This is a genomic window from Mesorhizobium sp. M0676 (assembly GCF_040320535.1).
Taxonomy (GTDB): domain Bacteria; phylum Pseudomonadota; class Alphaproteobacteria; order Rhizobiales; family Rhizobiaceae; genus Mesorhizobium.
Window position 1 is genome coordinate 355,729 of sequence record NZ_JAMYPU010000002.1, and the last position, 25,607, is coordinate 381,335.

A 25,607-nucleotide genomic window follows, 5' to 3' on the forward strand; every position below is an offset into this window, starting at 1 on the left:
AACGGCCGACGGCCGCTGCGAAGCCCGTGGGTCATGCGCGCTTTCCGTCGCGCATCAGAGACCGGGATGGGTTCAGGCATAGATCACCTTGGCCCCGATCCTATCAAGCTCGCTGCGTATTGGACCGGGCAGGCCATCGTCGGTGATCACCACATCGACGGCCGACAGCGAAAATGCCTTGGACGTCCCGCTGACGCCCCATTTGCTCGAATCGGCGAGCAGGACAACGCGCCGGGCCATGCGAACGAGGTTTCGCTTCGTTCGCGCCATGTCTTCGTTCACGTCGACCACATCCAGTGACGAGTCTATCGCATGCGCTCCAACAAAGACCTGATGCGCTACCAGGCCGCCGAGAGCCGTATCGGCATCGGTGATCAGCGTGCTCACCGTGTCGGGATAGACCCGGCCGCCGATCATATGAACGTCGAGCCCGGGACGATGCATAAGATGCTGCACGATGTTCATGGCCGTGGCCGCGACCACGACATTGCTGAGCGGCGGTAACTGCATGGCAAGCTGCATCAAGGTCGAGCCACCGTCGAAGATGACCGACTGGTTGTGCTCGAAAAGGTCGAGCGCCGCCCGGGCGATGCGCTTCTTTGCGTCGAGGTTCGTTTCCATCCGCCGCGCGAACGCGGCCGTCGTCGAATCGGTGGTCCGGGTCACCGCCCCTCCACGGGTCTTGGTCAGCAGTCCCTTGCGGTCCAGTATTTCGAGGTCGGAGCGCACCGTGACCTCCGACACGCCAAACCCGTCCGACAGGTCCTTGATGCGAACCTGTCCGCTGCGTTGCACCTCGCCCAGGATCGATTGGCGTCTCTGCTCCGACAACATTGCCCGGCCCTTGCCTGCCTGCGCCGAGCAATCGCGCCGGCCTCGGCTCACCTTACCGGAAATATGCAGATTCGAAAGCTTTCGAAAGATTGTTTTTCCTTTTTCTTTCGGAAACACTGGATCGAGCTTTTTTAAATCAACCGATCAGGGAATTTTGGACTCATGAGCCTAGGAACCAAGGTGCGCCTCGCGCGCCTCTTCTCGCATCCATCGGGGAACCTTTTTGGCGGCGCGGTCGACCACTTCGTCGGCTATGGCGACGTGCGCAAAGGCGGCCTTGCCGACCTGCCGGGTGCGCTCGCACGCGTCATGGCGGGCAAACCCGACTACGTCAGCATCCAGCCTGGCACCGCGCGCCATCTGTGGCCGCAATATGCGGGCAAAGCTTCCCTGGTGATTCAGGCGGGCTGCTTCACCGCGGACGATCGCATCAGCGAGTTGATCGCAACGCCCGAGGACGCGGTGCGCGCGGGGGCCGATGCGTTGGCCGTGGCCATTCCGGTGCGCGGCGCGACGGAGGGCAAATACATACGCTGGCTGACCGATTCGGTGAATGCAGCAGCCCGCTACGGCATGCCCGTGGTGGCGCATATCTACCCTCGCGACTTCACCGATGGGGCAAAAATCGTCTTCACCCCCGACGAGATCGCCTACGCGGCGCGCATCGGCTACGAGTCCGGCGTCGACGTGATCAAGATCGGCTACACCGGGGATTTCGAGTCATTCAAAGAGACCGTCCGGACCTGCCCGGTGCCGGTTGTCATCGCGGGGGGGCCAAAGACCGATACGCTGCTCGGCGCGCTTCAGCAGACGGCGGACGCCATCCGTGCCGGCGCGCGCGGCGCCGTGGTAGGCCGCAATCTCTGGGGGCACGGCGATCCGGAGAAGGCAGCGCTTGCCTTTCGCGGCGTCATCCATGACGGCCTTTCGGCGCAAGACGCCTTGGCGAAGGCGGGCGCCTGAACGATGCCCACCGTCCCCGCCACCCTCGGCTTCGGCGCTATTGCGATAGACGACATCGTCTACGTCGATCAGCCATTGTCGGCGGGCAAGGGTAAGGTTCTGCAAAGTACCCGCGCTTTCGGGGGAAATGTCGCGACGGCGCTTGCCGCCGTCGCGCGGCTCGGCGGAACCGCCGGGTTCGTCGGATGGCTGGCCAGTGCCGCGGACGACGCCGTTCTGCTCGATCTCGTGGCGAGCGGTATTGAAACCGCATTCGCGCCGCGCCATCCCGACGCGCGCCCGGTGCACTCGCGGATCACCGTCGGCTCGGACGGGGAAAGGTTCATCGCGTATGACGACGATGCGATGCTGGGCACCGCTCCGGACTTTCCGGACGATATCCTCAGCCGCGCAACCGTCCTGATCGTCGATAGCTATGCGACCGGGTCGCTGGATGTCGTGGCTCGGGCTCGCGATCTCGGCCTTGCGATCCTCGGCGATATCGAATGGAGCAGCGGCCCCGCCACGGAGCGGCTGATCGCGCTCTGCGACCATCTCATTCTTCCACTTAGCTTTGCACGGACTGCCACGGGGCGCCGATCGCCTGCCGAGATGCTCGATGCCTTGTGGTTGCCATCGCGATCCGCCGTGGTTCTGACCGATGGAGGCAGGGGTGTGTACTATCGCGGCCGTGAAGAGACAGGTCTCTGGCACCTGCCCCCGCACCGGGTTGCGGTCGTCGACTCCACAGGCGCGGGTGACTGCTTTCATGGCGCCTATGCCCATGCGTTGACGCGCGGAGCCGACACCGCGGGCCGGATCGCATTCGCGGCCGCGGCGGCGGCCGTTTCGATAACGGGGCGTGGCGGGCGCGAGGCGCTTCCGACCGAGGACCAGGTCACGCAACTCCTGGCATCGGCGAACGCGCCGTCAGCAGTCGACCTGAAAAATGCGCATGTGGATGCTGGAGCATGACCTGAAACGATCCGACGAAACATTTCGCAGGCGAACACAAGCCCAGGAGAATCATAAAAATCAGGGCTTATACTTGTGGAGGGAGGAATATGGCAGAAGTCATTCTTGAGAAGATCTGCAAAACCTACGGGAACAGTTTTCGCGCAATCGACCAGTTGAACCTGTCGGTCAAGGACGGCGAGTTCTTGATCCTCGTCGGGCCTTCCGGCTGCGGCAAATCCACGGCGTTGCGAATGATCGCGGGGTTGGAAGACATCACCAGCGGCAGCCTTCGGATCGGCGGGGTCGACGTCGTCGACATGCCGCCCAAGGACCGCGACATCGCGATGGTGTTCCAGAGCTACGCGCTCTACCCGCATATGACGGTATCCGAAAACATCGCCTTTTCGATGCGGCTGGCAGGCAAGCCGAAGGCCGAGCGCAAGAAGCGCGTGGACGAGATCGCCAAAACTCTTCAGCTGACGTCTTTGCTGGACAGCAAACCCGCGAACCTGTCAGGCGGGCAGCGTCAACGGGTTGCCATGGGCCGCGCCATGGTGCGCGAGCCGGCCGCCTTTCTCATGGACGAGCCGCTTTCCAATCTGGATGCGAAACTGCGTGTGCAAATGCGCGCCGAAATCACCAGCCTGCAAAAGCAGCTCGGCGTCACGACCATTTACGTGACCCACGATCAGATCGAAGCGATGACGATGGGCGACAGAGTCGCGGTGTTGAAAGGCGGTGTGCTGCAGCAGGTCGACACACCCAAGAGGCTCTATGAATCGCCGGTTAACGCCTTCGTTGCCGGCTTCATCGGCTCTCCTTCGATGAACCTTTTCGAGGCGACCCTGAAGGGCGGCGAGCTCGCTTTTCGCGACTTCGCCGTCCGGCTGCAGGATGCAGCCTTCGTGCGCAGGCCGGCCTTGAGGTCGTATGCGGGGCGCAAGGTCGTGTTCGGGATCAGACCGGAGGATCTTTATGACAGCAGCCTTGAATCCGGTCGCAAGTATCAGACGATACCGGCCAGGGTGACCTCGATCGAGGAACTCGGCTCCGAACAGATCGTCCACATGAACATCGACGCTGTCCGGGTGGACTCCGGCGATCCGGATGCGGTGGACGATTTCGGCCTGGCGTCGAACGCGGTGGCGAGGTTCGAGCCGATCAGCGCCGTCCGCTCCGGCTCGGAAATCCGGTTGGCCGTGGATGATGCCAAGTTCCATTTCTTCGATCCCGAAACGCATCTGGCGATCTGAAGATCTGCGGAAGACCGCGGGCGGGAGCGAGGTGCCTGCGGAAGATACAAGAAGGCTTCTGAATGAACAGACGACCGTCCGCATTGTGCGGCCGATCTTGAAGAAGGAGGAGAAAATGATGTTTCGGATACGACCCGCGATGCTGAAAATAGCCGCGGCCGCATGGTTGCTTGGTGCAACCGGCGCCATGGCGGACACGACGCTGGAATTCACCCAATGGTGGGAGCCCGAATTGCCGGGCGGCTCGCTCAGGGCAATCATGAACGACTTCGAGGCTGCAAACCCCGGCATCAAGGTGACGCTGGTCAGCGGTCCCTATGCGACCACGCGAGACCAGATCTCGGTCGGCGCCGCAACCGGAACGCTCAGCGACGTCGTCGGTCTCGACGGCGCCTGGGTGAACAATCTGAACGCGCAGGGTGCGCTGGCCGACATGAACCCGATGATGGATGCGAGCGGGTTCGACAAGACCCAGGTCGCGGATATCATCAAGGTGGACGGCAAGGCGGTGATGTTTCCCGTGGCTTCGTTCGTCTATCCGGTCTTCGTCAATCTGGACCTCGCCGCCCAGGCAGGCGTGACCAAGCTGCCGTCGACCCGCGCGGAGTTTCTCGAAGCCGCCAAGAAGATGACCCACGCCGACAAGAACCAGTATGGCTGGGTGCTGCCCTTGTCGCTGCAAACGCCGTCCGGTGTCCAGAACGACCTGATGTCGTGGGTCTGGGCCTCGGGCCAATCGATGATGGTTGAAGGCAAGCCGGCTCTCGAGGGCAAGCCGGTGGTCGATATGCTCACCTTCGTCAAATCGCTGAACGACGCCGGCGTCATCTCGCCCGGCATTGCCACCAAGACCGAGCAGGAGAAGGTCGAGGAATTCGTCAACGATCGGGTCGGAATGATGATCGACTCGCTTGCGCATGTGAACCTCATCCGCAAACGCAATCCCAAGCTGAACTTCGACCTGATCCCGGTCCCGGTCGTGGCGGACTACAGCGGCAAGCGCGGCCTTCCCTACGCCTCCTGGGGCATCGGCATCTCCGCCGCCTCGAAACATCAGGATGAAGCCTGGAAGCTCGTCCAATATCTGATGAGCGAGAAGGTGAATGCCAAGCTCGTGTCGCTTGCAAATGCCTTCCCGGGCAACGTCAACGCCAAGCCCGATTTCGTGACCTCGGACAAGGCTTTCGCCAAGGCTTTCGAAATCTTCAAGACCGGCTATCTCGCCAACGAGTTCACGGGCCTGCCGGTGGCTGAAGACCTGATGACCCAGTTCGACGTGGAGGCTCAGAAGATGCTTGCCGGCGAGCAGTCTCCGGAACAAGCCGCAACCAACGCTCAAAAGGGCTGGACGGCGAAATTCTGAGCGGCCATTGCCCGTTTGCTATCTTCCACCGGGTGGCCCGGCCTCGGCCAGGCCACCCGTCAACAACGGATCGGCAATTTGAGATGGACCTGTTTTTGAAGCGCACCTTCCTCTTGAAGGCACATCCCAGGGGTCGCACATGACCGGGCAGAAGCGCTCCCACCATCGACTGAAACGAGCGGTCGCACCCTATCTCTATCTGTCACCATCGCTCCTCATAATCGGCCTTCTGATGCTGCTGCCGATGGTGACGGTGATTGGCTATTCGTTCCAGAACAGCGCGGTGCTGCGTCGCGACCCGTCCTTTGCCGGACTGAAACACTACCAGGCGATCTTTGCCGATCCGGTGTTCTGGGCCTCGCTGTGGCACACGCTCTACTTCACCTGCATGAGTGTCGTCTTCCATATGACCATCGGCATGCTCTTCGCACTCATGCTGAACAGCGACCGCATCAATCCGACGCTGCGCAACATCCTGCGCGTGCTGTACATACTGCCCTGGCTGTTCACCGCGGTGATTATCGCGGTGATCTGGCGCCTTCTGCTTGAGCCGAATGGTGTCGTGAACAGTGTTCTCATGCAGATGGGCATCATCGGTTCCAAGGTCGAGTGGTTTTCCTCGCCCGCGACCGCGCTGCACGCCGTCACCTTCGCCAATATCTGGGCGGGCTACCCGCTTTTCATGGTCAGCCTGCTCGCAGGCTTGCAGGGCATTCCCAAGGATTTCTACGAGGCCGCCGATATCGACGGCGCGAAGGCCTACCAGAAGCTGATCTTCATCACCATTCCGCAGCTGATGCCGATCATCATCAGCATCTCGCTGCTCGACTTCATCTGGACCATGCAGGTCTTTCCATTGATCTGGATAACGACGGGTGGCGGTCCGATCTACTCGACCGAGGTCCTCAGCACCTACACGTACAAGCTGGCGTTTTCGAGCTACAACCTGTCGCAGGCCTCGGCGAGCGCCGTGGTCATCCTGCTGATCTCTCTCGGCCTGACGCTGTTCTACATCCGCTATCAAAAGGCTCGGTAGTTACATGAGGAAAATGCACACGCCCAAAGACAGGCTGATCACCGCCGCGCTCCATGTCGCGCTTGCCGCAGGGCTCTTTTTCGCGGCCTTCCCGATCTACTGGATGCTGAGCAGCTCGTTCAAGTCGAACACCGAAATCTTTGCCCTGCCACCAACCGTCCTGCCGAAGGCCTTCACGCTGGAAGCGTATGCGGCCATCCTGGGCGACCCGGTAAAGCTGCGCTTCTTCTTCAACAGCTACTTCGTGGCCGGAGCGGTGACCGTGCTGACGGTGCTGATCGCCTTGCTGGCGGCCTATGGGTTCAGCCGTTTCAATTTCCGCGGCAACGGCAGCCTCAACACGCTCATCATCAGCACGCAGACGATCCCGCCGATCACGCTTTTGATCCCCTTCTTCGGGCTTGTCGTCTCGTATGGCATCTTCGACACCTATGTGGCGCTGATCCTGACCTATCTGGTGTTTACGCTGCCCTATGCGATCCTGCTGATGACGGGATATCTGAACACCTTGCCCCGCGACCTCGATGAAGCGGTGGCTGTCGACGGCGGCACCAGTTGGACCGCACTGTGGCGGGTGATCGTGCCGATTTCACTGCCTGGTATCGTGGCGACGTCGGTCTACACCTTCCTGTTGTGCTGGAACGAATTTCTCTTTGCGCTGACACTGACGAAGTCGACGTCCATGCGCACCGTCCCGATCGGCATCCAGCTGTTGATGGGGCAACACGCATTCGAATGGAACCAGATGATGGCGATGAGCGTGCTCGGCTCGCTGCCGCTCCTGGTCATCTACCTGGTTGCCCAGAGGTTCTTCCTCGCCGGCATGACCGCAGGGTCGGTCAAGTAGGATGTCCCTCCAACGGAGGTGGAATCAAGGAATGAAAGGATGACCGTGAAAGACCTGGAAGTCGGTTGCCAGACCTTTACCTGGGAAATGCTCGGCGACCGTTTTGCCGGCGGCCCGGACGATCTGCTCAAGGCGATCGCCGATGGCGGCTATGCCGGCATCGAGATCACCGACACGATGATCGGCCGCTATGCCGCCAAGCCAGCGGAGTTCGCCGCCGCGCTGAAGTCATCCGGGCTGACGCTCGTCTCCTTCGCCTTCGGCTCCAAGAGCGGTTTTACGCTCAGGGATGAGATCGGCGCCGACCTGGAGACCGCCAAACGCTGGATCGACTTCGCCGCCGCCTTTCCCGGCGCGCTGGTGTCGATGGGCTCGGCCACGATCGTTTCCGACGGGCCGCGCGACGACAAGTTTGCCATCGCCGCCGAGGTCTACAACAAAGCCGGCGAGCTCGGGCGCGAGGCCGGCGTCCAGGTCGCGGTGCATCCAAGCTCGCATCACAACACGCTGCTGTTCGACCGCGCCGACTACGACCGCATCTTCGGGCTGCTCGACGCCTCGCTGGTGGGCTGGGTGCCCGACACCGGCCACATCTTGCGCGGTGGCCAGGACATGGCGGATACGCTCACCACTTATCGCGATCGCATCCGCTATGTGCATCTGAAGGATGTCGACGCGAATGGAACCTGGGCGATGCTCGGCAAGGGCGTCTGTGACACGGCGAAGGTGATCGAGATCGCTGGTGCTGCACCCAATTTCAACGGCTGGCTGGTGCTGGAGGAAGAGTCCGAAACGGCCGCCGCCGACCCTACCGGCGCCGTCAAAACCAACCGCCAGACAATGCGCGGCTACGGAGCCTGAGACGATGACGACGAACAAGCCCCTGTCCGGCCCCGCAGCAATTGCCGCCCTGCCGCGCAACCGGCTTATCGGCGAGTTTTCGCTGTGGTCGGCCGACCTCGCCAATATGGAGCGCGATTTGAAGCGCATCGAGACCCATGCCGATGTCCATCATATCGACGTCGCCGATGCCCGCTTCACCCCTGGCTTCCTGTTCTTCCCGGACCTGGTGGCGCACATCGCCAAGCTCACCGCAAAGCCTATCCATGTCCATTTGATGGTCGAAGCCGAGATCGTCGAGGAACAGACGCGCCAGTTCATCGAGGCCGGCGCCGACCTGATCAGTGTGCACGCCGAAAACGGCGAGACCGGTCTGCGCGCCGTGAGACTGGCGCGTGAACTCGGGGCCGAGGCCGGCGTGGTGCTGCGGCTGGAAACACCGGTCGCGGCCGTCACGCCCTTCCTGCCGGAAGTGGCGTTCGTGACGCTGCTCGGCACTTCCATCGGCGTCAAGGGCCAAAGCCTGTCGGAGCAGGCGTGTCCGCGCCTGATCGAGGCGCGCGTGCTGATGCGCAAAGCCGGCCGCGAGGCCGACATCGTGCTCGCCGCCGATGGCGGCATCCGCCACGAGACCGTGCCCTTACTGCGCGCCGCAGGTGCGGAGACCGTGGTGCTGGGCTCGCTGGCCTTCGGCGATCCCGACCTTGCCCGGCGCATGGCCTGGCTGCACGGGCTGGAGGTCGCCGCCTGATGACCAAGCTTGCGCTGGCCTTCGATCTCGGCGGCACGGCGCTGCGCGGTGCGCTGGTCGAAAGCGATGGCCGTATCGTCGCTCATGCTTCAGCGTCGACGCTTGCCGGTGCGGGATCGGAGGCGGTGATCAGCCAGATCGTCGCTTTGGCAGGCACGCTGCTTAGGGAACACCCGCAGGCAAAGGTCGCCGGCATCGGCGTCGGTGCGCCGGGGCCACTCGACCCCAAGGCGGGGATCGTCATTGCGCCGCCAACGCTGGCCGGCTGGCATGATGTGCCGCTGATCGACATTCTGGGGCGGCATTTCGGCCTGCCGGTGCGGCTGGAAAACGACGCCAATGCGGCGGCGCTCGGCGAATGGCGTTTTGGCGCCGGACGCGGCAGCGGATCGCTGGTGTTCGTGACCGTATCGACCGGCATTGGCGGCGGCGTCGTCGCCGATGGCCACATCTATCACGGCAGGCGCGGACTGGCGGCCGAGATCGGCCACATGACCGTCACCGGTGAAGGCGACCGCTGCTTTTGCGGCGCCATCGGCTGCTTCGAGGCCGTTGCCTCCGGAACCGCGCTCGGCCGCCGCGCCACGCGACTGACCGCGCCGGGCGACGGCTCGCTCTTACGACGGCTGTCAAATGATGGCGACGTCTCGGCCAGGCATGTCGTAGAGGCTGCCAAGGCCGGCGACGCCAACGCTCTCGACCTGATCGAGGCGGAAGCACAATGGCTGGGCATCGGCTTCACCAACCTGCTTCATCTCTATTCGCCCGATCTGATTGTCATGGGAGGCGGCCTTTCCAACGGGTTCGACCTTCTGGCACCGTCGATCAGAGCGGTCATCCAGCAGCGGGCGATGCCGGCCTATCGCGACGTGCCGATCGTGCAGGCTGAACTCGGCGACCGCGCCGGGCTGATCGGCGCCGCCAGCCTGATCCTGTGGGAAGGCGGTGCGCCGCTGGCGATGGCGCAGGACGACAAGGACAGAGGCGCGACCCCCGATGCCACGGAGGCACGCCATGGCTGAACTCGAGCTGCGCGGCGCGCGCGAAGATGGTGAATGGTCCAGTTTGAATGCAGCGCCAAGGTCCCCGAAGAGGACCCCTACCCTTCGCGATTCCAGCTGGCGTATTTTCGGATCGTTTGCCGCTTGTCTTCCGACAAGCCAACAAGGAGATTCTCCTCGAGATAGCCTTGCCGGATGAGATTGGCGAAGACCTGTATTAGCTGTGAATAGCGATAGTCGAACATCTGGTCCATCTTCCGTCGCTGCTGCAGCAGAAGTCTTCGACATCCCACATTTCGGAAGGCGTTGCCGCAACGTGGGCCCTGCTCTTGAGTTCAGCCAGCGTCTTGTCGAGCGCCACCTTCAGCGCTGCGTCATAGGCAGTGCGGGGCGACTTTCTTTTCGGACGGAGACCATTTCTCATCAGCGGTCATCGACTGTCTCTCTCAAGTTCGCGGCGGCCGTCATCCGGTAAAACCTGCGACGCAGGACAACCCCGCCGTTGGGACCAATCTACTTTCCGCAATGGTGATCGTTGACCTTGTTCAGCGCATTCGCGTCCGGCCCGACCCGGTCGTAAGAGCACGGGCCGGCCGCCGTGGTGATCAGCATCTTGTCATAGTAGCGCGGGCCGCCGAACAGGACATAGACGAGGTCGCGATGGGCGGGAACGTAGCGTTGCTCCGGTTCCGGCTGGCGATGGCGGTGCTTCTTCTCCTTGGCGAGCGCTGCGGTAGACAGGCTGCAGCCAAGCGCGAGAACAAGGGCGGAGATCGCGAGGATCTTGATGGTCATGGGCAATACCCTTCTGACGGTTCGGAATCGCAGCATATCCAAAAGCGTGGGCCGAACAAAGGTTCCCTGATTACCATAGCCAGCGAAATCAGCCTGTAACGGCACTGCGCGCGCGCCGCCGTTCGGCTGCAACCAAGAGGTCGACGAAAGCGCGCACCTTGGCCGGCCTGAAGCGCGCCGGCGGGAAGACGGCATGGATGCCACCGGACGGCAAGGTCCAGTCCGCGAACACCCGCACCAGCCGGCCGCGCGCAATGTCGTCGGCGACACTGTAATCCGGAAAGATGCCGAGGCCGATGCCGGCCAGCACGCAGGACAGCACGCCTGGTGTCTTGTCGCAGCTGACGACGGGGTTGAGTTCGGCCAGCACCGTTTCCGTGCCCCTCGAGAACAGCCATTGGCCGACCCCGCGCAACTGGGCGTTGCCGACCCAGGGCAGCGACTTCGCCTGCCTGGGGCTGGCTTCCCCAGGCAGCCTGGCGGCCAGTTCCGGGCTGGCGACGACGAATTGCTGCAGGCTGCCCAGCCGCCGCGCCAGATTGCTGGAATCGGCAAGCCAGCCGACGCGGATGCCAAGATCGATCTGCTCGTCGACCAGGTTGCTGACCGCATCGTCGAAGATCGTCTCGACCCGCATTTTCGGGTATTTTCTGATGTAGGCGGCGATGGTCGGCGCCACCACCTTCTCGCCATAATCGAGCGGCGCCGTCAGCCGCAGCGTCCCCGTCGGCTGCGCCGCTCGCTGCGAAATGTCGCCATAGGCTGCCTCCGCCTCGCGCAGGATGATCGCGGTCCGGTCATAGAACAGACGACCCTCTTCGGTCGCCGTCACGCGCCTCGTCGTGCGCCGCAGCAGCGTTGCACCGAGCTCTTCTTCGAGCTTGCCGACCTGATGGCTGACCACAGCCTTGGCAACATCGAGACGGTCGGCAGCGGCCGTGAACGAGCCGGTCTCCACCACGGTGGCGAAGTAGACGAGCCGGTTGAGATTGAGGAGTTCGGTCACAGGCAGCTCATTGTATGATTTGATCAGACAGATTGTATGATTGATCGCTATTTTTCGCAAGCGGTCCAGCTGTCATCTATCAGGCAACAGAATGAGGCCGCCGTGACCAACGCAACCCTAACCTATCTTTTCGACCCGCTCTGCGGCTGGTGCTATGGCGCCACGCCGATGCTGGATCGATTGGCCGCCGGCGGGACCGCACTCGAACTGCTGCCGGTTGGGCTTTTCTCCGGTGCCGGCGCGCGGCCGCTGGATGCAGGCTTCGCCGCCCATGCCTGGGACAATGACCAGCGCATCGCGCGGCTGAGCGGACAGCGCTTCAGCCAGGCCTATCTCGACAATGTGCTCAATGTCAGCGGCACCTTGCTCGATTCTTCCGCTGCCACCATGGGCATCAGCGCCGCCGGACTGGACGACTGGCGCCAGCGACTTGCGGCACTGAAGGCGATCCAGCATGCCCGCTATGTCGACGGCCGCGATATTGTGACGGTTGACGGCGTCGCCGCGGTACTGACCGACGCCGGCATGAGCGACGCGGCAAAGCTCTTGAAGGCGCCGACGCAGCCGTTTCTGGCGAAGCATGACGACCTGGTCAGCCGCGGGCGGATGTTGTTCCAACGGCTGCATGCCAATGGCGTTCCCGCGCTGGCGGTGATCGGCCAAACGGCGCCGCGCCTGATCGGCGCCAACGCGCTGTTCGGCAGCTACGACAATCTCGTCGCTCACATCGAGGCGGCGTAGTCCCAGAAATTCTCCCCAGACGAAATTCTCCCCAGACGAAAGGAAAATCCCCATGAAAATCGCACTTATCGGCGCGTCCGGCCAGGTCGGCTCCCGCCTGCTTAAGGAACTCTCCGATCGCGGGCACAGCATCACCGCCATTGCCCGGCATCCAGACAAGATCGCGGCACTTCCGGGCGTGACTGCCAAGAAGGGCGACGTCTTCGACAAGGATGGCCTTGCCGCCCTGATCAAGGGTCATGACGCGGTGATCTCCTCGGTGCATTTCCTCGACAGCGATCCCGATACGCTTATCGCAGCCGTGCGTGCTTCCGGCGTCAAACGCTACCTCGTCGTCGGCGGCGCCGGCAGCCTTGAGGTTGCGCCCGGCAAGCGCCTGGTCGACACGCCGACCTTCCCTGATATCTACAAGGCCGAGGCACAGAAGGGCGCCGACTTCCTCGACACGCTGCGGACGGTCGACGATCTCGACTGGACCTTGCTGTCGCCTTCGGCGCTGTTCGTCGCCGGCGAGCGGACCGGCAAATACCGCATCGGCAAGGACACGCTGCTGACGTCCGACAAGGGCAGCAGCATTTCCTTCGAGGACTATGCCATCGTCATGGCCGACGAGATCGAAAAGCCGGCGCATATCAAGCAGCGCTTCACGGTCGGCTACTGAGCGCACTTCATTGACAGGCGGGCACTCGACGGAGCGGCCCGCGTCCGTTGCTATCGACGATAGTGCCATCGGAGCCTCCGATGGCACTATCGCTTTCTTCCGTTTCCACGCCTGCCGCCGGCCTGCGAACTCTCGCCCGGAGCGGTTCAGGACAGGAACGGAAACATGGCAGACACAGACATCTCAAAATCGAAAATCGCTATCGTCGGCGGCAGCTCCGGAATGGGGCTCGCGTTGGCAAGGCGGTGCCTGGACTCAGGCGCCGAAGTCATCATCGTCGGCCGCAGTGAAGCCAGGCTCAAGCGTGCCGGCGAGGCGCTGCGGAACCATGCCGGTCTGAGCGCCATCGCGGCCGATATCGCCAGGGAGGATCAGGTCGCTGACCTGTTCAAGCGAATTGGCCGGCTCGACCATATCGTCAGCACCGCCGCCGATATCGAAGGCGCCTATGAGTTATTGCCTGCGATCGACCTGAAGGCGGCGCAGAGAGTCGTCGAAAGCAAATTCTACGGGCCGCTGCTGCTCGCCAAGCATGGCGCGCCGCAGCTTTCGGCCAACGGCTCCATCACCTTCACCTCAGGCATTGCCGCCTACCGGCCGGCGGCGCGCGGCTCGGTCGTTGCCGCCGTCAACGCTGCGCTGGAAGGGTTGGTGCGGGCGCTGGCGGTCGAGCTGGCGCCGGTCCGTGTCAACGCCGTCTCGCCGAGCTGGGTCGACACGCCGATCTGGAGTTTTGTGGCCGGCGACAAGAAGGACGAGACGCTCGATGCAATGGCCAGGCGCCTGCCGGTCGGCCGCGTCGGACAGCCGGACGACATTGCCGATGCCGTCGCCTTTCTGATGGGCAACGGTTTTACGACAGGGACGGTTCTGCATGTCGAGGGCGGTCATCGGCTGATCTGAGCGCAGCGAAATTCCTGGCCGCGGCCGCCAGCAGCAGTTTCAGCGCCGGCGGCTGAACCCGCCGGCGGCGCCAGATCAGGACCAGCGACGCCGTGCGGGCCGACCCCGGCCACGGCAATTCGACGATCTCGCCGCGATCGAGCGCGTCGGCAACGGCCAGCCGCGGCACCAGGCCCATGCCGACACCAGTCGCCACCAGGCCCGCAATGGCGCCGATGCTGCCGACTTCGGCGGCAAGTTCTGGCGCTGCCATCTCGGCAAAGGCAGTGTCGAACAGATGCCGGTAGACGCATCCGGTTTCCGTCACCACGAAACGCATCGCGGCGAGCGCGGCCAGGTCGCTCTGCCCCGATGCGGGCGCATGTTCGGGTGAGGCGACAAGGACCAGCGGCTCGGCCGATATCGTGCGCCGGGCCAGACGTTCGTCCAGACCGCCCTTGTCGAAACAGAAGGCGACGTCGATCTCGCCTTCTTCGAGCTGCCGCAGCAGGGCATCGCTGCCGGCGATTTTGAGCCGCAGACCGATCTCCGGGTGGTCGCCTCGAAAGGCCGCCAGCCATTGCGGAAGTTTGACAGTGGCAATCGTCTCCAGCGCGCCGACCGTAACCGTTCCGGCGGTCATTCCCGTCGTTGCCTCGACGGCAATACGCGCCTCCTCCGCCAGTTGCAGAATCTCTTCCGCATAGGGTTTCAGCGCGTCGCCGGCCGTCGTCAGGTCGAGGCCGTGGCGCGAGCGGATGAAGAGGACGACGCCAAGTTCGCTTTCCAGCGACTGGATCTGGTCGCTGACGCTCGACTGCGCCAGATGAACCTCCCGCGCTGCGCGGGTGATATTACGGTGCCGCGCCACGGCGAGGAAGGTCTTGAGCAATCGTGGGTGCATGCCGTTTCCGGATCTGTCTCTGTTCGACATTTCGGGCTTGGCTGGTCCATTTGCAACCCTGGTCCATTTGCAACCCCGGTCCATTTGCAACCCATTGACGCCGGCGTCATCTGGTTGCGGCTGACCGAAGGGCCAGAATTTCGCGGCAATGACCCGCAAGTTTTCCCACGGCCGGCGCGGTGGCCCAAGAGATCGCCTCTGGCAGATCGCATCGTACGTATGCTCTATGCCAAGCTGATTTCCAGCACCGATGGAAGGACCGACATGACCCGCCCGCAAGGAACCATCGCCCCGATCCTGACACCGTTCGAAAATGACGGCCGGATTGCTCGTGACTTGTGGATCTCACACGCCAAATGGGTGCTGGGCCAGGGCGCCCATTTGCTGTCGCCGTTCGGCACCACGGGCGAGGCACTGTCGCTCTCGCTCGACGAGCGCATGCAGGCGCTGGAATGGCTGGTTGCATCAGGCATTTCGCCGGCGCGCATGATGCCCGGCACCGGCGTCACCGCACTCCCCGAAACCGTCGAACTTTCGAAGCACGCGGTCGGCCTCGGCTGCGCCGGCGTGATGGTGCTGCCATCATTCTTCTACACGGCCGCCGGGGATGAAGGCCAGGCGCGCTACTACAGCGAGCTGATCGAACGGGTGGCCAACCCGGCGCTGAAGATGATCCTCTACCACATCCCGCAGAACTCCGGCGTGCCGGTAAGCCCTGCCCTGACCGCCCGGTTGAGCGCGGCGTTTCCAGAGACGGTCGTCGCCTACAAGGATAGCGCTGGCGACTGGAACAACACGGCGGCGGTGATTGCCGCCGCACCCGACGTCGCGGTGTTCCCCAGCTCGGAGGCGCAACTGACCGAGGGGCTCGCCACTGGTGCTGCGGGCTGTATCTCCGCGACCGTAAATCTCAACGCTGCGGCCATCCGCGCCCTCTACGACGCGACGATCGCCGGCCAAGACGTCACGGAAGCGGACGCCGCGATCAGGGCGTTCCGCAAGGTGATCCAGGATGCCGGCCTGATCCCGGCGATGAAGGCAGTGCTGGCGGTGCGCTCCGGCGACAAACGCTGGCTGAACCTGCGCGCCCCGCACCAGAATGCAACGCTGGAAAGCGGCAAGGCGCTGCTCACGGCGCTCGGTCCCGCAGCCGATCATATTGGCCGCAACTGAGGCTCAGCACAGCGTCGAACCGCCACCGAGCGCCACGACAGCCAACGTCCGTCCCGATTTCGTGAAGTAACGTGCCGAGTGAAGCCCGGATTGTCTCCTCACAATGGAGCCGCTTTGTTCTACACAAACCGAGGCAGGATTCGCGCAACGGCATGACAACCGGATCGCTTATCCCAGGCCAGCTTTGAAAGCCCGGCAGATCGATCCCATGGAGATGCCTTCATTGGCAGAATAAACCCCCGCCTTGCCGTCCAGCGGCGATGCGTTCTCGACATATTTGTGATGGATGCCCACGACTTTCCAATTGCGATTGAACACCGGGCTGCCTGAGCTGCCATTGTCGGTCGGCGATCGATAGTGCATGCGCTGCGGCTTTGCTTCCGCCAGAGGCTCGAACGCCACAAGCCGGCCGTCGAGGAACGAAAAAGAAATTTCCTGCCCCAACGGATGGCCAATAACGACCGCGGTTGGATCGGGCGGCATCACCAACGGCAAATCCACCACTTCCAAAGGATCGATGTCGGATACGTCTTTGTTGAGCTTCAACACGCTGCAATCGTGAGTTCCTACGGAAAGACACTTCACAATCTTCGCCACCGTGTAAACCTTGTTGCCGGGCTGAAGCTGGAACGTGACCTGAACATCTCCCGGCAATGCGGCCCCGCTCTGCGATGGATCGCTGACCACGTGAGCGTTGGTTATCACGACCTGCCCGATTGCGGGGTCGAGCCCAATGTCGGCCGCGGAGACGAGGAAGCCCGTGCCAAGGGGGGCAAAGCCGGAACGAATCATCGCGATCGATTCAGCCGACTTCATCGCAAATCGTAGCGCCACGAGTGAGACCGGGGGCGTTGTGCCGATCAGGGCCTGAAGCTGGTCGGCATTGCCTTTCGTCAAATGGAAGCCTCCCCCCATCTCCACGAGAGCGTCCAGAACGAGGCCTCCGATTATGGCGCCTTCCTCGATCTCGCCAATGCGCCATATTTGCGAAAGCTGCCGATGCGCGCTGGCAAGGGTAAAATTGTCGGTGCGCTCGGACCCGATCGCCTTTTGATACCAATCACGCGCCCCTGCATAGTCCTGAAGCGCTACGCACATCTCGCCTGCCGCTGTGGGGATCCACGGGTCATCCTTGCCGTCGCCGCGATAGTCAGCTGCCGTGCGTTTCAGAATATCTTTGGCAAGCTCGGTCTTCGAGCCGAAATCATGGGGCAGCTCGTGGCTTTCAGCGAGATGTGCCACGGCAACGATCTGCGTCCCGTGCCATGCCAGCATTCCGACATCGTCGGGATTGGTTTCCAATCCTTTCGAGTAGCACTCGTAGGAGCTCTTTAATGCTCTCTTTGCTACATCGAGGCGCTTTTGTCCTATCGCCTCATAGGCAATGTCCTTCCATGCCCTCCCGCGTATGCCGTGAATCTCCGACGCTTCCTTGGCGAACTCCTCGGCCGAGGCCTCCAAAGCAAGATTTCCCAGAATGCCGATTGCGGCCACCTGATTGCCGCGGTCGACCAGGGCTTGCGCATAGATGGTCCAGATACGCGGCGTGCAGTAACCGGCCTTGATGAACGTCTCACCCAGCATCTGTATCTGGTCGTACCTGCGGTTGCGCCGAAGTTCTTTCATCAGCGCCGCGCCAAGCGCCCCCGCGCTGTCCGAAGGCTCCGGCAGGGCCATCCCCAGCCGCTCGCAGAGTTCTCGCAGTTCCCTCAGATCATACCTGCGATTGGCCGAAATTGCCTGTTCGATGAGTTCCTTGTAGTCGTCCATTGTCTTGTTCCCCGTCCCTACGGCTCTCTTGCCTGTGTCATTCGGTCCGCCGCCGGCCCGTCAGCCGCAATGAAATCATAGGGGCTGCGAGATATCCCTCGATCTGAAGCAGCGCAGTACGTCTCCTGCCGGCACTGCGCTTGCTCGCAGCTGGTTCGCGGCAACACGGCTTCCGGAGAAATCGTCCCGGGTTAAGTTGAGGGGTATGTCATGGACCATATCCTTGCCTCCATTCTGGTGGGTAGTCGCTACATACGGGAGATCCACTTGCGCCAGGGCCCGAAGCATAGGTGTACCAAAGTCGGCTACCTATAGTGATGAAAGTCGACTTCCAATTTTCTTTCTATCGCAGTACTTTTAAGCGGCTGCATAATGGAAAGCTGGAATCCGATGGAAGGCTCAACACCCACAATTTCCGACCATGGCCAGAGACGTTTTTGACGAATTTCCATCAGTGTCCATTGCCGGCGCGAATGAAACTTAAGCTTCTCTGTCTGGCGTTACATCATCTATGGCTACGGCTCCAAACAGCAAGCCATGCTCTATAGGTAAAATTGATATATCTAGATCACTTGCCGGAGACCGAAAAACTATACTTCCGATTTTTACTTCATTACTTTCATCTACGATTGGAAAGTATGCATCAACTAATTCAACTCCCTTAACAACGTGAGCGCACGTTACAATAACAATCCCCGAACCATAGCCCTCAATGACATCAGAGCCTTTCATTATAAAACCCGTTCCAACCTCCCGAACACCTCCGTTGGCACGCCGGATTACTACCGACCGAGATCGGTCGGAGGCAATTTTATACCAATTCTCATTGGCCTGCCAAAAATCCTTCAGCTTGGGCGGCAGCGAGGCGATCGACACCTTGTCATCGATAATGACGCCGAACATCGGCTTGTCGAGCTTGTGGGCGAGCATCAACTCCTTCTCGCACCATTCAGATCCAACCATGCCGCGCTGACCAGGAACAGCACCGCCTGGCAGCGATTGGCCGCCTCATGCAGTGCGCGCTCCCAGCGCTGGCCGGCGACAATGCCGCGCTCCGGGTCCAGATCGAGAAAATAGCCGTCCCAGCCATTGGAAATCAGCCAGTCGCGTATGGCACGCGCCTCGGCATTGTTGCGGCTCGAATGGCTGAAAAAATGCGTGACACGTTATCGCCCCTCAGCGACAATAAATTCTGACACACATCGTCATGCGGGGAAAGTTTATAGAGAAGAAATAGGAAAGAAACAGAAACAAATAGACGGATAGCCAGCAACCGACAGAGATTGGCCTCGTAAAGCATGCAGGAGCCAACGCGCGATCAGATGGTGACCGCATGGCCGTCCCACAGGCAATCCGGCTGGGCCCGAGCAGAATGTTCACTTGCTTCCAGGCACAGTGCGATGCCGCCATTGGCCCTTGAATGGTCAAAATGGAGGGGTACCATCACCGCATCTGAAACTGAGTCTGTTTTCACTCGTCTGGGCTAATGTCCGGATCGGATTGGGTATTTTCCTTGGCAATGGATGCAACCCGCGGCGCAGCGATGCGCGGCAAATCGTTTGCCCATGTGGCGGAGGCGTCTTGGGGCAAGGGCCTCAGCACGCTGCTGCGCATCCTGCGCATGACGTTGCGCCATCCCTGGCAGGTTGCGATCACCATCGCCTCGACCTTCATCGCCGCGACGCTGCAGCTGTTCATCCCGCGCCTGCTGGGCCACGCCATCGACCAGGCGCAAGGCGTGATGCAAGCAAGCGGCGGTGCGGCGGCGGAGCAGGCGCTGTGGACGACGGCGGTCACCTTGCTCGTCGTCAGCATCCTGCGCGGCCTCTTCACGATGGCGCAGAATTATTATGGCGAGGCCGTTGGCCACCGCACCGGCTATGAGTTGCGCCTGGCTTTCTACGAGAAGATCCAGCGGCTGAGCTTTTCCTTCCATGACCGGGTGCATACCGGCGACCTGATCACGCTTGGCCTGCTCGACCTCGACGGCGTGCGCATGTTCTTTTCCACCGGCATATTGCGCGTGGTGCTGCTCGGCGTGCTGATCGGCGTCGGCTCCTATCTCCTGATCAGCACCGATCTCGAGCTCGGGCTGCTCAGTCTGAGTTTCGTGCCGTTCGTCGCCTGGCGCTCCTCGGTCACACAGCTCAGGCTGCGCAGCACCTGGCTGACGCTGCAGGAGCGGCTGTCAGTGCTGAGCCGGGTGATGGACGAGAACCTCGGCGGCATCCGCGTCGTGCGCGCCTTTGCGGCGCAGCGGCATGAGCTGGAAAAATTCGACCGCGCCAAGAAGTCGGCGCTGGAGCTCGCGGATCAGCGCGTCGACATCCGCGTCTCCAACACCAGCGCCATGAATTTTTCCTTCCTGGCCGCCATGGGCCTGGTGCTGTGGTTCGGTGGCCAGAAGGTGATCGCAGGCCAGATCAGCGTCGGCACGCTGGCGCAGTTCCTCACCTTCATGACCATCCTGCAAATGCCGGTGCGCCAGCTCGGGCTGATGGTCAACTCGTTCGCCCGCGCCTCGACCTGCGGCACAAGGCTGTTCGAGCTGCTCGACGCCGAACTCGACATTCAGGATGCGCCTGATGCCAAGGATCTCGTGGTCAGCGAAGGCGTGCTGCGCTTCGACAATGTCGGCTTCCGCTACGCGGGCGCCGGCGGCCGGCCGGCGCTGTCGGGCATTTCCTTCGAGGCCAGGTCCGGCGAGACCGTCGGCATTGTCGGCCCGCCGGGCAGCGGCAAGTCGACCATCGCGCATCTGATCCCGCGCTTCTACGACGTGACGTCGGGCGCGATCACGATTGACGGGCAGGATATCCGCGAGGTCACGCTGCAATCGCTGCGCAAGGCGGTCGGCGTCGTGCAGCAGGACGCCTTCCTGTTTACCACCTCGATCGAAAACAACATCGCCTATGGCAATCCGTGGGCGCGCGAGACCCGCATCGGGCAGGCGGCTGAATACGCCCAGCTGCACAATTACATCATCGGGCTTCCGGCCGGCTACACCACGGTCGTGGGCGAGCGCGGGTCATCGCTTTCCGGCGGCCAGCGGCAGCGCCTGACCATCGCCCGCACCCTGATGCTGCGGCCTTCGGTGCTGGTCTTCGACGATTCCACCGCGGCTGTCGACGCCGGCACCGAGCAGCGAATCCGTACCGCGATGAAGCGCTTCGCCAAGGACCGCGTGACGCTGATCATCTCGCACCGGCTGAGCTCGCTGATGCATGCCGACCAGATCCTGTTCGTCGAGAATGGCCGCATCGCCGAGCGCGGCACGCACCAGGAATTGCTGGCGCTGGGTGGACGCTACCGCGCGCTTTACGACCTGCAGCTGCGGCCGGACGACGATTTGCCGGTGGCGGTAGGAGCCGCATGATGTCGACACAGAACGACGACCAGAAGGAAGACACCAGCCGGCGGCCCACCAGGGCCGTCGTCGGTTCGCACCGCGACGAGGAAGAGGTCTTCGGCAAGGTCTACGATCCGCGTATCGTGCGCCGCATCTGGAGCTTCGTGAGACCGTATCAGGGCCGGATCTTCATCTCGGTTGCCGCTGTGCTGGTGTTCACGCTGACGCAATTGGCGATCCCGCTGGTCATCCGTTACGCCATCGACCACGGCATGGCCGCTGGCAAGGCCGACCGCTCGGTGATGAACTGGGCGATCGGCGCCTTCGCTCTGATCATCCTGATCAACTATGGCGCCAGCTATGTCCAGGAAAGTGTCGTCGGCAAGGTGGCCGAGAATGTGCTGTCGGATTTGCGCCGCGCCATGTTCAGCCATCTGCAGCGCGTCTCGCTGAGCTTCATGGACAAGACCGAGGTGGGCCGGCTGATGTCGCGCCTGCAGGGCGACGTCAATTCGATGCAGGAATTCCTTGAGACGTCGGTTATGTCGGTGGGCGACATCGTGCTTCTGTTCGGCATCGTCAGCGTGCTTTTGTGGCTCGATTTTCGTCTCGGCCTGTTGACGCTGTCGACCATGCCGGTGCTGTTCGTCGTGCGCCTGTTCTGGTTGCCGCGCGCCAAGGTCGCCTTCATGGCCGCGCACGAGACCAACTCGATTGCCAATGGGGCGCTGGCGGAAGGCATCCATGGCGTGCGCACGGTGCAGAGTCTCGAACGCCAGCACGTCAATTTCGACCTTTATGACGAGAAGGTGCTGGCCAATCTCAGGGCTCACCTGACCTCGGCCAAATATGCGCAGGTGATGGTGCCGATCGTCGACACGCTGACCGGCATTGCGATGGCGACGGTCATCGTCGTCGGCGGTTCGATGGTGCTGTCGCACAGCCTCGACATCGGCGTCATGGTGGCCTTCCTGTTCTACATCCAGCGCTTCTTCGACCCGATCCGCTCGCTCACCATGCAGTACTCGGTCATGCAGCGTGCCATGGCGTCGGGCCAGCGAATTTCCGAAGTGCTCGATGTGCCGGTCGATGTCAGCGACAGACAAGGCGCGGTGGCGCTGACGCGCGACATGGACGGTTCGGTCGAGTTCAGGAACGTCACCTTCGGCTACCGGCAGAACCAGCCGGTGCTGAAAAACATCTCCTTCCGCGTCAATCCCGGCGAGACGGTTGCGCTTGTCGGTCCGACCGGTTCGGGCAAGTCGAGCTGCATGGCGCTGGTGCACCGCTTCTATGATGTCTGGTCGGGCGAGGTGCGGGTCGGCGGCCACGATGTGCGCGATGTGACGCAGGATTCGCTCGGCGACCAGGTGGCGATGGTGCTGCAGGAGCCATTCCTTTTTTCCGGCACGGTGCTGGAGAACATCCGCTACCACAAGACATCGGCTACCCGCGAAGAGGTTGTGCGCGCCGCGCAGGCCGTCGGCGCGCACGACTTCATCAAGCATTTGCCCGATGGCTACGACACCGAGCTCGAACAGCGCGGCGGCAATCTGTCCCTCGGCCAGCGCCAGCTGATCAGTTTCGCCCGGGCGCTGGTCGCCGACGCAAAAATCCTGGTGCTCGACGAGGCCACGGCGAGCATCGATTCCTACACCGAGATGCTGATCCAGAAGGCACTGGTCACGCTGCTGGAAGGCCGCACCGGGCTGGTCATCGCGCACCGGCTGGCGACCATACGCGGCGCCGACCGCATCATCGTCTTACAGAACGGCGAGATCGTCGAGAGCGGAAATCACGAGCAGCTGATGGCGGCCAAGGGCCTCTATGCCAGGCTCTACAACATGAACTACGCATCGTTCGACGATATTGCCGAGGAAGACATAGGCGCGCCGGCCGGCAAGGCGACGTGAGCTGCTGCCGGTTCAGCTCGACTGGAAATGGTGCGGGGCCCAAACTCGTCGTCGACCAATTCGGCTTCAGATGACGACACGTTTCAGCTCGCCTTCCAGCGTAAGCCCGGCGTCACGCCTGCCGCGCGTTCAGGTGGAGGAGCGGCCGGCCGGCTAAAGGGCAATCCCGCGTAAATTCTGAATTCTACGCGCCGCCTGGCGCGCGATGCACGCGCAGCTTGCGCCTGAACCTCAGCAAACGCCGTCATGATGGCTTTCGTTCCTTAGCCGTCGGATGAAAATCGCCGGGGAACAGGAAGGCTTGCTGGGAGTTTAGTTCTCCGAGCCGCGCCGTGAACGGCGCGGCAGCGAAGGAGACGGCATATGGGCCTGGGTACCATTCTTATTATCATCCTGATCATCGCGTTGCTCGGCGGCTTCAGCGGCCTCGGCGGCGGCCCGTTCTACGGCACTGGTTACTATGGCGGCGGTGGCCTCGGGCTGGTGCTGATCATCGTGATCATTCTGGTTGTTCTCGGGCGAATATAGCGTCGCCATTGGCGGCCGCCGAGTTTCTACGGCGGCCGCGTTTTCGCCTGACATTGAGGTTTGAAGACATGGCAGCTGAAGACATTGCTGGTCCAGAAACACTGGGCCGGCGTCGGCGCGAGCGAACGCGACGAGCTGGGATATCCTAATGTGGCACTATCCGAAGGCGCCGGGCGTAATGCTGCAGACCCCACCCGCCTGGCGGCCGTGGCGTTCATCGAGGCGGATCGGACGCTTCGAGAAACCCAGGACGGCGACCAGGCGAGTTCGGCCTTTCTCGCTCTTGTCGACAAGGGCAGCATCGGCCCGAAGGCAGCAATGGCAGGCACGCCTTACGCCTGAACGCGGTCAACCCGCCGTAGTTCCGTCAGCAGAAACACCACCAGCACGCAGCACAGGATGCCAAGCGACGATGGCAGTCCCTGATGTCCGGTCAGTTGCATCGCCAGCCCGGCCACCGGGGAGCCGACGATGCCGCCTGTGCCCCATACGAACGCAAAGGCGGCATTGCCGGCGATCAAGGCTTGACCGGTGAAACGCTCGCCGAGCTGGATCAGTGACAGCGTGTAGATCCCGAACGAGACACCGCCCCAAACGAAGAAGAGCAGCCAGATAAGCCATGTAGCGAAGAGCAATGGCAACAGCAGGCAACCGGCCAGGCAAGCCAGGACACAGAACAGCATCATCGGCTTCGAGCCAAACCGTTCGGCGGCGCGCCCAAGCACGACCTGCAGCACGGCATTGCCGGCGATGAAACAGGTGATGAGCGAAGCGATGCGCTGCTCAGTGCTGCCGAGCGCGGCACCATAGACCGCGAACAGCGAAAGCAGGACTTGCTCGAAGGCGGCAGCCGTGAAGACTGCGAACAAGAGCAGCGGCGCCAGCGCGAAGAAGCCGCCGACCGACACCGCTTCGCCCTCACGCGGCATGTCGGGCAGGCGCGGCGCGACGGCAAGCACGATCAGGCCGCAGACCAGGAAAGCCGCGCTGCCGATGATGAAGGGCGGCCATCCTTGCGTGCCGACCAAGCCTAGCGACAGCGGGCCGAGGCCGAAGCCGGCCGAAACGATCGACGAATAAAGGCCCATGATGCGGCCTCGGCGTGCGGCGGGTGTGATCGAGACCAGCCAGGTTTCGCTGATCACGTAAAGCGGATTGGCAAAGAAGCCGAGCAGGAGGCGCAACGGCATCCAGGCCCATACATCCTGCGTCCAGGCAATCGCGATCAGGACGGTTGCTGCCAGGATCGAACACACAACCGCAAGGCGGGCCGCACCCACCCGCCGGACCAGCGCCGGCGTGAAGAGCGATGATACAATGAAACCCAGAGGCGTCATCGCGGCCGAGAGGCCGATAAGGCCCGGTGTCGTCCCTTGCCGTTCCAGGATGAAGCTGAGCAGCGGATACGTCAGCCCCTGTGCTATGGCGAACACCGTAACTGTCGCGATGATGCCGGCCATCGCGGCCCATGCGATGCGGTTCTCCGGCGGTGACGTCGCGTCTTCGGCGCTCATGCCGACTTCGAAGCAGGATCGGCACGTTCCGGCAAGTGCAAATGCCGGCAAAACGCCGCGGTACGCCCAAACAGGCGGGCGGGTCTTATCCGCGACATCAGCTCACACTTGCCAGAAGCGTTTGACGATTTCGGCCTCGACCTGGCGTCTGGTAAGACCGATATCGTGGATCAGGTGCGGATTGGCCTCCGCCATCTGCTTGAGGTCCCAGCGAAAGCGTATCCGCTCGCGCCAGGCCGCGATCATGCCCCGCGGGCCCGTCGGACGCCGGCCCGATGACACCGCCTTTTCCGGCAAGGCTGCACGAGCAGAAGCAAGGGTATCGTTCATGGCAACCTCCATTCGGTTTGAGGAGCGACAGCCCTCGGCTTGAAAGAGGTTGAATTCTGCCGCATGCGGACGGCGCCGTAATTAAGCGCAGCCAAATAGTTCTCAAAAGTTCCAAAGCAGTTAGAGCACCTCGCCGATTCATAGAAACGACGAGGTGCTCAACTCTTTGTTTTGACGCCATACGTCCGTGAAGCGCTCCGCGCTTTCCCGTGGGAAA

26 protein-coding genes and 1 pseudogene are annotated in these 25,607 nt (G+C 62.3%); 17 read left to right on the plus strand and 10 right to left on the minus strand.

Annotation, left to right across the window (positions count from 1 at the left end; translation table 11 throughout):
- Nucleotides 1-72: 72 nt before the first annotated feature.
- Nucleotides 73-834: a DeoR/GlpR family DNA-binding transcription regulator gene (locus tag NKI35_RS03690; RefSeq protein ID WP_352738680.1), complete on the minus strand. Its 762-nt coding sequence runs from the start codon at nt 832-834 to the stop codon at nt 73-75.
- 162 nt (nt 835-996) lie between these two features.
- Between NKI35_RS03690 and NKI35_RS03695 the strand changes: the two genes are divergently transcribed.
- The 9 genes from NKI35_RS03695 (at nt 997) to NKI35_RS03735 (ending at nt 9,845) form a co-directional block, all read left to right on the plus strand.
- On the plus strand, nt 997-1,797 hold the full coding sequence (locus NKI35_RS03695) for a beta/alpha barrel domain-containing protein (RefSeq protein WP_023667906.1): 801 nt from the start codon (nt 997-999) through the stop codon (nt 1,795-1,797).
- A 3-nt stretch (nt 1,798-1,800) separates the two neighbouring features.
- The gene (locus tag NKI35_RS03700; protein ID WP_352652773.1) at nt 1,801-2,751 is read left to right on the plus strand and encodes a PfkB family carbohydrate kinase; all 951 of its coding nucleotides are present in this window, start codon (nt 1,801-1,803) and stop codon (nt 2,749-2,751) included.
- Nucleotides 2,752-2,840: 89 nt separating this feature from the next.
- Nucleotides 2,841-3,986: an ABC transporter ATP-binding protein gene (locus NKI35_RS03705; protein WP_023686996.1), complete on the plus strand. Its 1,146-nt coding sequence runs from the start codon at nt 2,841-2,843 to the stop codon at nt 3,984-3,986.
- A gap of 115 nt (nt 3,987-4,101) precedes the next feature.
- The gene (locus NKI35_RS03710; RefSeq protein ID WP_023804404.1) at nt 4,102-5,349 is read left to right on the plus strand and encodes an ABC transporter substrate-binding protein; all 1,248 of its coding nucleotides are present in this window, start codon (nt 4,102-4,104) and stop codon (nt 5,347-5,349) included.
- Between the two features lie 139 nt (nt 5,350-5,488).
- Nucleotides 5,489-6,385 carry a carbohydrate ABC transporter permease gene (locus NKI35_RS03715; RefSeq protein WP_023682645.1) on the plus strand — a complete coding sequence of 299 codons (897 nt, stop codon included), beginning with the start codon at nt 5,489-5,491 and terminating at the stop codon, nt 6,383-6,385.
- Between the two features lie 4 nt (nt 6,386-6,389).
- Nucleotides 6,390-7,232 carry a carbohydrate ABC transporter permease gene (locus NKI35_RS03720; RefSeq protein WP_352738615.1) on the plus strand — a complete coding sequence of 281 codons (843 nt, stop codon included), beginning with the start codon at nt 6,390-6,392 and terminating at the stop codon, nt 7,230-7,232.
- A gap of 39 nt (nt 7,233-7,271) precedes the next feature.
- A complete protein-coding gene (locus NKI35_RS03725) occupies nt 7,272-8,093 on the plus strand; it encodes a sugar phosphate isomerase/epimerase family protein (protein ID WP_352738617.1) in 822 nt (273 codons plus the stop codon).
- A 4-nt stretch (nt 8,094-8,097) separates the two neighbouring features.
- Nucleotides 8,098-8,823 carry a ribulose-phosphate 3-epimerase gene (locus NKI35_RS03730; RefSeq protein ID WP_023807540.1) on the plus strand — a complete coding sequence of 242 codons (726 nt, stop codon included), beginning with the start codon at nt 8,098-8,100 and terminating at the stop codon, nt 8,821-8,823.
- Nucleotides 8,823-9,845, plus strand: a complete 1,023-nt coding sequence (locus tag NKI35_RS03735; protein WP_352738620.1) for an ROK family protein — start codon at nt 8,823-8,825, stop codon at nt 9,843-9,845. The genes NKI35_RS03730 and NKI35_RS03735 overlap by 1 nt, the downstream gene beginning before the upstream one ends.
- Before the next feature lie 77 nt (nt 9,846-9,922).
- Here NKI35_RS03735 and frp read toward each other — a convergent pair whose 3' ends face one another.
- The 3 genes from frp to NKI35_RS03750 form a co-directional block, all read right to left on the minus strand.
- Complete coding sequence (gene frp / locus NKI35_RS03740) at nt 9,923-10,117, minus strand: fluorescence recovery protein (RefSeq protein WP_280940380.1); 195 nt, start codon at nt 10,115-10,117, stop codon at nt 9,923-9,925.
- A 220-nt stretch (nt 10,118-10,337) separates the two neighbouring features.
- Nucleotides 10,338-10,619, minus strand: a complete 282-nt coding sequence (locus NKI35_RS03745) for a hypothetical protein (protein ID WP_352738622.1) — start codon at nt 10,617-10,619, stop codon at nt 10,338-10,340.
- A gap of 88 nt (nt 10,620-10,707) precedes the next feature.
- Nucleotides 10,708-11,625, minus strand: coding sequence for a LysR substrate-binding domain-containing protein (locus NKI35_RS03750; RefSeq protein WP_023726302.1), 918 nt, complete (start codon nt 11,623-11,625; stop codon nt 10,708-10,710).
- 102 nt (nt 11,626-11,727) lie between these two features.
- Between NKI35_RS03750 and NKI35_RS03755 the strand changes: the two genes are divergently transcribed.
- The 3 genes from NKI35_RS03755 (at nt 11,728) to NKI35_RS03765 (ending at nt 13,930) form a co-directional block, all read left to right on the plus strand.
- A complete protein-coding gene (locus NKI35_RS03755) occupies nt 11,728-12,366 on the plus strand; it encodes a DsbA family protein (RefSeq protein WP_352738625.1) in 639 nt (212 codons plus the stop codon).
- A 52-nt stretch (nt 12,367-12,418) separates the two neighbouring features.
- A complete protein-coding gene (locus NKI35_RS03760; protein WP_023667893.1) occupies nt 12,419-13,027 on the plus strand; it encodes an NAD(P)-dependent oxidoreductase in 609 nt (202 codons plus the stop codon).
- Nucleotides 13,028-13,192: 165 nt separating this feature from the next.
- Nucleotides 13,193-13,930 (plus strand): SDR family oxidoreductase, encoded by a 738-nt coding sequence (locus tag NKI35_RS03765; RefSeq protein ID WP_352738627.1) that lies wholly within the window; start codon nt 13,193-13,195, stop codon nt 13,928-13,930.
- On the opposite strand, the gene NKI35_RS03770 is transcribed toward NKI35_RS03765, so the two are convergent.
- Nucleotides 13,881-14,813, minus strand: coding sequence for a LysR family transcriptional regulator (locus NKI35_RS03770; protein ID WP_352738629.1), 933 nt, complete (start codon nt 14,811-14,813; stop codon nt 13,881-13,883). The two genes, NKI35_RS03765 and NKI35_RS03770, sit on opposite strands and share 50 nt — an antisense overlap.
- Before the next feature lie 264 nt (nt 14,814-15,077).
- Between NKI35_RS03770 and NKI35_RS03775 the strand changes: the two genes are divergently transcribed.
- Complete coding sequence (locus NKI35_RS03775) at nt 15,078-15,986, plus strand: dihydrodipicolinate synthase family protein (protein ID WP_352738631.1); 909 nt, start codon at nt 15,078-15,080, stop codon at nt 15,984-15,986.
- A gap of 168 nt (nt 15,987-16,154) precedes the next feature.
- On the opposite strand, the gene NKI35_RS03780 is transcribed toward NKI35_RS03775, so the two are convergent.
- The 3 genes and pseudogenes from NKI35_RS03780 to NKI35_RS03790 all read right to left on the minus strand — a co-directional run.
- The gene (locus NKI35_RS03780) at nt 16,155-17,756 is read right to left on the minus strand and encodes a trypsin-like peptidase domain-containing protein (protein WP_352738633.1); all 1,602 of its coding nucleotides are present in this window, start codon (nt 17,754-17,756) and stop codon (nt 16,155-16,157) included.
- A 480-nt stretch (nt 17,757-18,236) separates the two neighbouring features.
- The gene (locus tag NKI35_RS03785; protein ID WP_352738636.1) at nt 18,237-18,686 is read right to left on the minus strand and encodes a S1 family serine peptidase; all 450 of its coding nucleotides are present in this window, start codon (nt 18,684-18,686) and stop codon (nt 18,237-18,239) included.
- Nucleotides 18,686-18,898 (minus strand): annotated as a pseudogene (locus NKI35_RS03790) (toll/interleukin-1 receptor domain-containing protein); the annotation flags it as partial. The pseudogene NKI35_RS03790 and the gene NKI35_RS03785, both read right to left, overlap by 1 nt.
- 401 nt (nt 18,899-19,299) lie before the next feature.
- Between NKI35_RS03790 and NKI35_RS03795 the strand changes: the two are divergent.
- From NKI35_RS03795 to NKI35_RS03810, 4 genes are all read left to right on the plus strand, one after another.
- The gene (locus tag NKI35_RS03795) at nt 19,300-21,132 is read left to right on the plus strand and encodes an ABC transporter ATP-binding protein (RefSeq protein WP_352738638.1); all 1,833 of its coding nucleotides are present in this window, start codon (nt 19,300-19,302) and stop codon (nt 21,130-21,132) included.
- Nucleotides 21,132-23,018, plus strand: a complete 1,887-nt coding sequence (locus tag NKI35_RS03800) for an ABC transporter ATP-binding protein (RefSeq protein ID WP_352738640.1) — start codon at nt 21,132-21,134, stop codon at nt 23,016-23,018. Before NKI35_RS03795 ends, NKI35_RS03800 begins: the two co-directional genes overlap by 1 nt.
- Nucleotides 23,019-23,381: 363 nt before the next feature.
- Nucleotides 23,382-23,546, plus strand: a complete 165-nt coding sequence (locus NKI35_RS03805; RefSeq protein WP_023667887.1) for a DUF3309 family protein — start codon at nt 23,382-23,384, stop codon at nt 23,544-23,546.
- A gap of 84 nt (nt 23,547-23,630) precedes the next feature.
- Complete coding sequence (locus NKI35_RS03810) at nt 23,631-23,888, plus strand: hypothetical protein (RefSeq protein WP_352738642.1); 258 nt, start codon at nt 23,631-23,633, stop codon at nt 23,886-23,888.
- Here the strand turns inward: NKI35_RS03810 and NKI35_RS03815 are convergent.
- Nucleotides 23,879-25,060, minus strand: a complete 1,182-nt coding sequence (locus tag NKI35_RS03815; protein WP_023823544.1) for an MFS transporter — start codon at nt 25,058-25,060, stop codon at nt 23,879-23,881. The two genes, NKI35_RS03810 and NKI35_RS03815, sit on opposite strands and share 10 nt — an antisense overlap.
- A 102-nt stretch (nt 25,061-25,162) precedes the next feature.
- Nucleotides 25,163-25,390 (minus strand): DUF1127 domain-containing protein, encoded by a 228-nt coding sequence (locus NKI35_RS03820; RefSeq protein WP_023823545.1) that lies wholly within the window; start codon nt 25,388-25,390, stop codon nt 25,163-25,165.
- Nucleotides 25,391-25,607: the final 217 nt, after the last annotated feature.

What these genes read in the sequence shown, in the direction of transcription:
- NKI35_RS03690 (WP_352738680.1), bottom strand. Translation starts at nt 834, where the DNA reads ATGTTGTCGGAGCAGAGACGCCAATCGATCCTGGGCGAGGTGCAACGC.
- NKI35_RS03695 (WP_023667906.1), top strand. Translation starts at nt 997, where the DNA reads ATGAGCCTAGGAACCAAGGTGCGCCTCGCGCGCCTCTTCTCGCATCCA.
- NKI35_RS03700 (WP_352652773.1), top strand. Translation starts at nt 1,801, where the DNA reads ATGCCCACCGTCCCCGCCACCCTCGGCTTCGGCGCTATTGCGATAGAC.
- NKI35_RS03705 (WP_023686996.1), top strand. Translation starts at nt 2,841, where the DNA reads ATGGCAGAAGTCATTCTTGAGAAGATCTGCAAAACCTACGGGAACAGT.
- NKI35_RS03710 (WP_023804404.1), top strand. Translation starts at nt 4,102, where the DNA reads ATGATGTTTCGGATACGACCCGCGATGCTGAAAATAGCCGCGGCCGCA.
- NKI35_RS03715 (WP_023682645.1), top strand. Translation starts at nt 5,489, where the DNA reads ATGACCGGGCAGAAGCGCTCCCACCATCGACTGAAACGAGCGGTCGCA.
- NKI35_RS03720 (WP_352738615.1), top strand. Translation starts at nt 6,390, where the DNA reads ATGAGGAAAATGCACACGCCCAAAGACAGGCTGATCACCGCCGCGCTC.
- NKI35_RS03725 (WP_352738617.1), top strand. Translation starts at nt 7,272, where the DNA reads ATGACCGTGAAAGACCTGGAAGTCGGTTGCCAGACCTTTACCTGGGAA.
- NKI35_RS03730 (WP_023807540.1), top strand. Translation starts at nt 8,098, where the DNA reads ATGACGACGAACAAGCCCCTGTCCGGCCCCGCAGCAATTGCCGCCCTG.
- NKI35_RS03735 (WP_352738620.1), top strand. Translation starts at nt 8,823, where the DNA reads ATGACCAAGCTTGCGCTGGCCTTCGATCTCGGCGGCACGGCGCTGCGC.
- NKI35_RS03745 (WP_352738622.1), bottom strand. Translation starts at nt 10,619, where the DNA reads ATGACCATCAAGATCCTCGCGATCTCCGCCCTTGTTCTCGCGCTTGGC.
- NKI35_RS03760 (WP_023667893.1), top strand. Translation starts at nt 12,419, where the DNA reads ATGAAAATCGCACTTATCGGCGCGTCCGGCCAGGTCGGCTCCCGCCTG.
- NKI35_RS03765 (WP_352738627.1), top strand. Translation starts at nt 13,193, where the DNA reads ATGGCAGACACAGACATCTCAAAATCGAAAATCGCTATCGTCGGCGGC.
- NKI35_RS03770 (WP_352738629.1), bottom strand. Translation starts at nt 14,813, where the DNA reads ATGCACCCACGATTGCTCAAGACCTTCCTCGCCGTGGCGCGGCACCGT.
- NKI35_RS03775 (WP_352738631.1), top strand. Translation starts at nt 15,078, where the DNA reads ATGACCCGCCCGCAAGGAACCATCGCCCCGATCCTGACACCGTTCGAA.
- NKI35_RS03780 (WP_352738633.1), bottom strand. Translation starts at nt 17,756, where the DNA reads ATGGACGACTACAAGGAACTCATCGAACAGGCAATTTCGGCCAATCGC.
- NKI35_RS03785 (WP_352738636.1), bottom strand. Translation starts at nt 18,686, where the DNA reads ATGCTCGCCCACAAGCTCGACAAGCCGATGTTCGGCGTCATTATCGAT.
- NKI35_RS03795 (WP_352738638.1), top strand. Translation starts at nt 19,300, where the DNA reads ATGCGCGGCAAATCGTTTGCCCATGTGGCGGAGGCGTCTTGGGGCAAG.
- NKI35_RS03800 (WP_352738640.1), top strand. Translation starts at nt 21,132, where the DNA reads ATGTCGACACAGAACGACGACCAGAAGGAAGACACCAGCCGGCGGCCC.
- NKI35_RS03805 (WP_023667887.1), top strand. Translation starts at nt 23,382, where the DNA reads ATGGGCCTGGGTACCATTCTTATTATCATCCTGATCATCGCGTTGCTC.
- NKI35_RS03815 (WP_023823544.1), bottom strand. Translation starts at nt 25,060, where the DNA reads ATGAGCGCCGAAGACGCGACGTCACCGCCGGAGAACCGCATCGCATGG.
- NKI35_RS03820 (WP_023823545.1), bottom strand. Translation starts at nt 25,390, where the DNA reads ATGAACGATACCCTTGCTTCTGCTCGTGCAGCCTTGCCGGAAAAGGCG.